The 4,189-nt window shown below is 49.0% G+C and carries 4 protein-coding genes; 3 read left to right on the plus strand and 1 reads right to left on the minus strand.

The annotated features are described in order from the left end of the window. Positions 1-224: 224 nt before the first annotated feature. Positions 225-536, plus strand: coding sequence for a hypothetical protein (locus KDK19_RS11670; protein WP_257253359.1), 312 nt, complete (start codon positions 225-227; stop codon positions 534-536). Between the two features lie 180 nt (positions 537-716). Then, the gene (locus KDK19_RS11675; RefSeq protein ID WP_257292009.1) at positions 717-2,825 is read left to right on the plus strand and encodes a hypothetical protein; all 2,109 of its coding nucleotides are present in this window, start codon (positions 717-719) and stop codon (positions 2,823-2,825) included. A gap of 65 nt (positions 2,826-2,890) precedes the next feature. Here KDK19_RS11675 and KDK19_RS11680 read toward each other — a convergent pair whose 3' ends face one another. Beyond that, a complete protein-coding gene (locus KDK19_RS11680) occupies positions 2,891-3,301 on the minus strand; it encodes a phnA protein (RefSeq protein ID WP_257253163.1) in 411 nt (136 codons plus the stop codon). 177 nt (positions 3,302-3,478) lie between these two features. On the opposite strand from KDK19_RS11680, the gene KDK19_RS11685 reads away from it, so the two are divergent. Next, the gene (locus KDK19_RS11685) at positions 3,479-4,147 is read left to right on the plus strand and encodes an N-acetylmuramoyl-L-alanine amidase (protein ID WP_257253161.1); all 669 of its coding nucleotides are present in this window, start codon (positions 3,479-3,481) and stop codon (positions 4,145-4,147) included. Positions 4,148-4,189 lie beyond the last annotated feature (42 nt).

Here is a 4,189-nt window from a genome sequence, read left to right on the forward strand (position 1 = left end):
CTCAATTTCTTGCAATCCTCGCTACGGACGCTTAAGTCCGACAGGCTGCTAGTCTACCAATCCATAATATTCATCAGCATTCTGGTGAGCTTAAACAATAGCAAAAACTCAACGATATAAACTGGAGTGATCATCGTCTTAGACACTTCATTTGGCAGATGCCGTTAGCATGACTGTCTACACTCAGGCTCAGGCCGACATCGCTGATGGTAGAGAGGTTACCGATGAACAAAACCGACATTGTCAAAGAGAAGCTCCAGAATTCCATTTATACTCTTGGCGAGGCTATCCGAAGCAGGGATTGGACAACGCTGGAAGTTTTGGATTCTGAAGCACGTCAGGCGATCGAAGAAGCGCTGGAAAGTGGCTCTGCTCCCTCGGAAGAGGTGAAGGATCTGCTCGAAGAACTCCAGACGCTCTATCAGGGAATGATATCAGCCTGCCAGCTTGAACGAGATCGTGTACAGGAACAGTTGACGGTCAGTAAACGTCGCCAGCAAGCGATTGAGAACTATCAGAAAAGTAACAAACGTTGAGGTTGCCCGGTTCTGGATTTTGCAGACATTCATTCGAAGCGCTGCGGAATCATGGTGTTAATAAATCAGAACCAGAGTATTTCGAAGCCCACTTTCTTGGGGTGATCTATCCTTCTTGTCTGTGAACCAGAATGCCAGGATAGAATTATTCAATACCTACTCCTTATGGCGCCGCTGTTTTTGGTACTCGGGTTGTCTGTCGTCTGTCAGGCTGAACCGTGGACAGGATGTTTTGCTGTCGGGGCTGAACCAAATGCAGGATTTTCGCATCAGAGCTTTTCTATCAAAGGTGTCCGACATTCACCGCAGGGTAACCCGTCAGATATTGCCGACACAAATGGCTATACAGGACCAACCAGGCCGCCTGATGACAAACCACACAGACTTGGCGGCTATGGGATAAAAGCGACCATCATTGAGTCGATTTCGTGGCAGTTACTTTATGCCACTGACCTGCAGGTGGCTCACAAACTGATACTGACCATCAAAGACGCCCCCCTGAATTCCAATCCTTATTCATGGTTATCTGTAGAAGTGCTTGTCGCTGTCGGTTGGCTTTTAAAAAGCTATTGGAACTCCGGGTTACTGATGTCTAACCCGATTGAACAACAAAAGGTGAGTCAGGACCATTCGTTAGACACTATTACAATGATGTTTGGCTCTGGACACAACCAGCGACCACATCAACCATCAACATCATCGGGACAGCGAGCTCCACAAGCTGCTAATCTCCCCGGAGGCTTTATCTCCAGCCTCATGTATTCTGACTCAGGCGGTAGTGGAGGAGGTTCTCAACAACACTCACATACTTTGGGTTTAAATTGTTTCGTTCACCCTTGTCGTGGTGTTTGTAGTTTCCGACCATTCTCTGATAATGGAAGCCCCGATAATTGGCTGCTGAATTCGGCAGAAACTTCGATGGGCTTCAACGGAGCAAACCCCGGACAGAGCTCATGCCCTCATTTGGCTAATAAACACAGCATTAGTCGCATAGACGATTTTGATCCTTTTGAAGCGACGCATTTCGAACAAAACGAAATACTGGATGATCTTTCTGGTATTCAACTCTCGTTGATTTCTAATCAACTGCTTGATTTGGCGTATGAGTTTGACTGCAACCCTGCCAACAATGCCTGCGCTTTGGATGAGGTTGCCTTAGACAGGGACACCTCAGACTCAATGCGTGCGGGGGGCACCTATCCAACTGACGTTGCCGGGCCGCTTAATGGTCTTGTGCTAATGAACGACGGATTGCGTTTTACAGCGAATGAGTTTGGGGTCATTAATGGGTTAGTCGATCCAACTGAACTTTGCCAGGAAGCTGGGTTTTCCCTTGCGCTTGACTCTTCAGAAACACCACAGACAATCACTGAATTATCCCAGTCAGGTCAGAGCCAACCCCATCTTTCCCGGACAGACGAAGCACAAGCCAGGAACAACAGCGGGCAAAAAATCTGTCACGTGATCTTGGTTGGAGAGGGTGGCCAAGAGCGACTATGTGGGAGAGTTTGCAAGAATGCTCGGGCTCTGTCATCTCACAAAAAAAGAAGTCATCCAAGGCAACATAGCTGTGATGTCAGAGTGGTCGGGGAGGATGGTCAGCCGCGGCCATGCGGGAAAGTCTGCAAGAATGCTCGTGCCCTGATGGATCACAATAGAAATAATCATAAAGGGCCAGAAACCTGTAACATGAATGTGGTCGGGGAGTATGGTCAGCAGCGAGCATGCAAGAAGATCTGCAAGAATGCTCAAACCATGGCGAACCACAAAAAAATGGTGCATGGCAGGCAACAAACCTGTTACGTGACCGTGGTCGGAGAGGATGGCCGACAGCGCCCATGCGGGATGGTTTGCAAGAATGCTCCTTGTCTGGCGTCTCACAAAATAAGAGCCCACAGCGGGCAACAAATCTGTGACAGGATCGTGGTTGGGGAGGATGGTTTGGTGTGGCCATGTGGTAGGATCTGCAAGAGTGCCGGATCCTTGGCGGATCACAAAAGAAGAGAGCACAGCGGGCAACAAATCTGTGACCGGATCGTGGTCGGCAAAGATGGCCAGCAGCGCCCGTGCGCGAAGGTTTGTAGGAGTTCTAAAGTTCTGTCAGATCACAGAAGAAAAGACCACAGTGGGCGACAAACCTGCTACGTGACCGTTGTCGGATTGGACGGCCAACAGCGGCCGTGCGGAGCAGTCTGCAAGAATGCCAGAGCTCTGACGGAACACAAGGGTAAGCATCGAAAACGCAAATTTGTTGGCATGAACCGGGACGTTGATCTCAAGTCTCAATAAACACTTCACTGTTAGAAACAATGTGACCAGGACTTTATCGGCCATCAGGCAGAGTGAAGCAGGGCTCACTCAATCTTCTGAGCCCAGCTTTCTGTTTCAGGTTCAAGGAAGACGTGTTCGAGGATTTCAGCAGCCCAGGGGTATTGCCCTGAGATTTGGCGAAGGACTCTGACGGACATCACCTGGGCGGCCGGAACTTGGCTCCAGACGCTTTTGCCCAGACAGCGCCAGTGGTCAACGTTCATTTTTGCGGGTTTCCTTTCAAAAAGGCTGAGTTGCTCACCGCAAATGTCACAGGTCATCAGGCAGTGCTCAAAATCGGGCTCTTCAGGAACAGGAGCTACTTCCCAGATGTTAAGCGGAACACCGGCTGCTTCACAAAGCTCACACTTTGAACTGGCCCTGCGGGCAAGATCCTTGCCAAGCAAGTTCAGTGCAGCCTGTCGTTCCTGATGTTTCAGTAAGCCTTTGGCCATATTCTTTCTCCCAAATGAGCTAATGATACAGGGAATTGAAAAGCTGACTATGGCGCAAATGAAGCTCAAAGTTCCTTGATCGGGTGATAAATACCTTAAAATACGCCCTTGATCTCTGACTGGATGGCTGGTTACGCTATCAGTTCAATGGATCCCAGACTTTTTACAGGCAAATCAATGGCTTTAAGTTTCATTTCACATCCCAGCCCCAACTTTGACGCCCGGGAAATTCCTGTAGAATTTCTGGTCCTGCACTACACGGCTGTGGACCTTCAGGGTACGCTGGACATGATTTCGAGTCCAGGTTGTGGGGTTTCAGCTCACCTGGTGATTGATCTGGACGGGACCGTCTATGAGCTGGTCAGTTGCCTGAATGGAACTGCTCACAGAGCCTGGCATGCTGGTATCAGTCGTTGGCAGGAAAAAGAAGCGCTCAACGATTTTGCTATTGGAATAGAGTTGGTTAACTACAACGGGAATGTTTTCCCTTTCACCGATGCACAATATTCAGCTCTGAAAGATGTGATTCGCCTGTTGCAGGAGCACTACCCCAGCCTGGGTGATCCACAACGGATTATTGGCCATGAACACATAGCTGGTTTCAGGGGAAAAGCCGATCCGGGTTGTCATTTTGACTGGGATCGTCTTTTTACAGAGAGTTTTCCTGATCAACCTCGGCCCGTTCGGGAATCTGTTTGCCCAAAGGAGCTTCAGGCTTCTCTGGAGAAGTTCCAGTCGCTGGAACCTGCTGATAGAGAACAGCGAACACTTTTCTGGAAAAGGGTTAACGAGTTAACAGAAACCTCGGTCAGGCTGATTCAGGAGGGAGTCAGATCTCATTCATGATCTCAATAATCGTTGCTCGACGTACTATTTCTGAAAAGAATA

The organism is Endozoicomonas sp. ONNA1, assembly GCF_024606325.1.
Taxonomy (GTDB): Bacteria; Pseudomonadota; Gammaproteobacteria; order Pseudomonadales; family Endozoicomonadaceae; genus Endozoicomonas_A.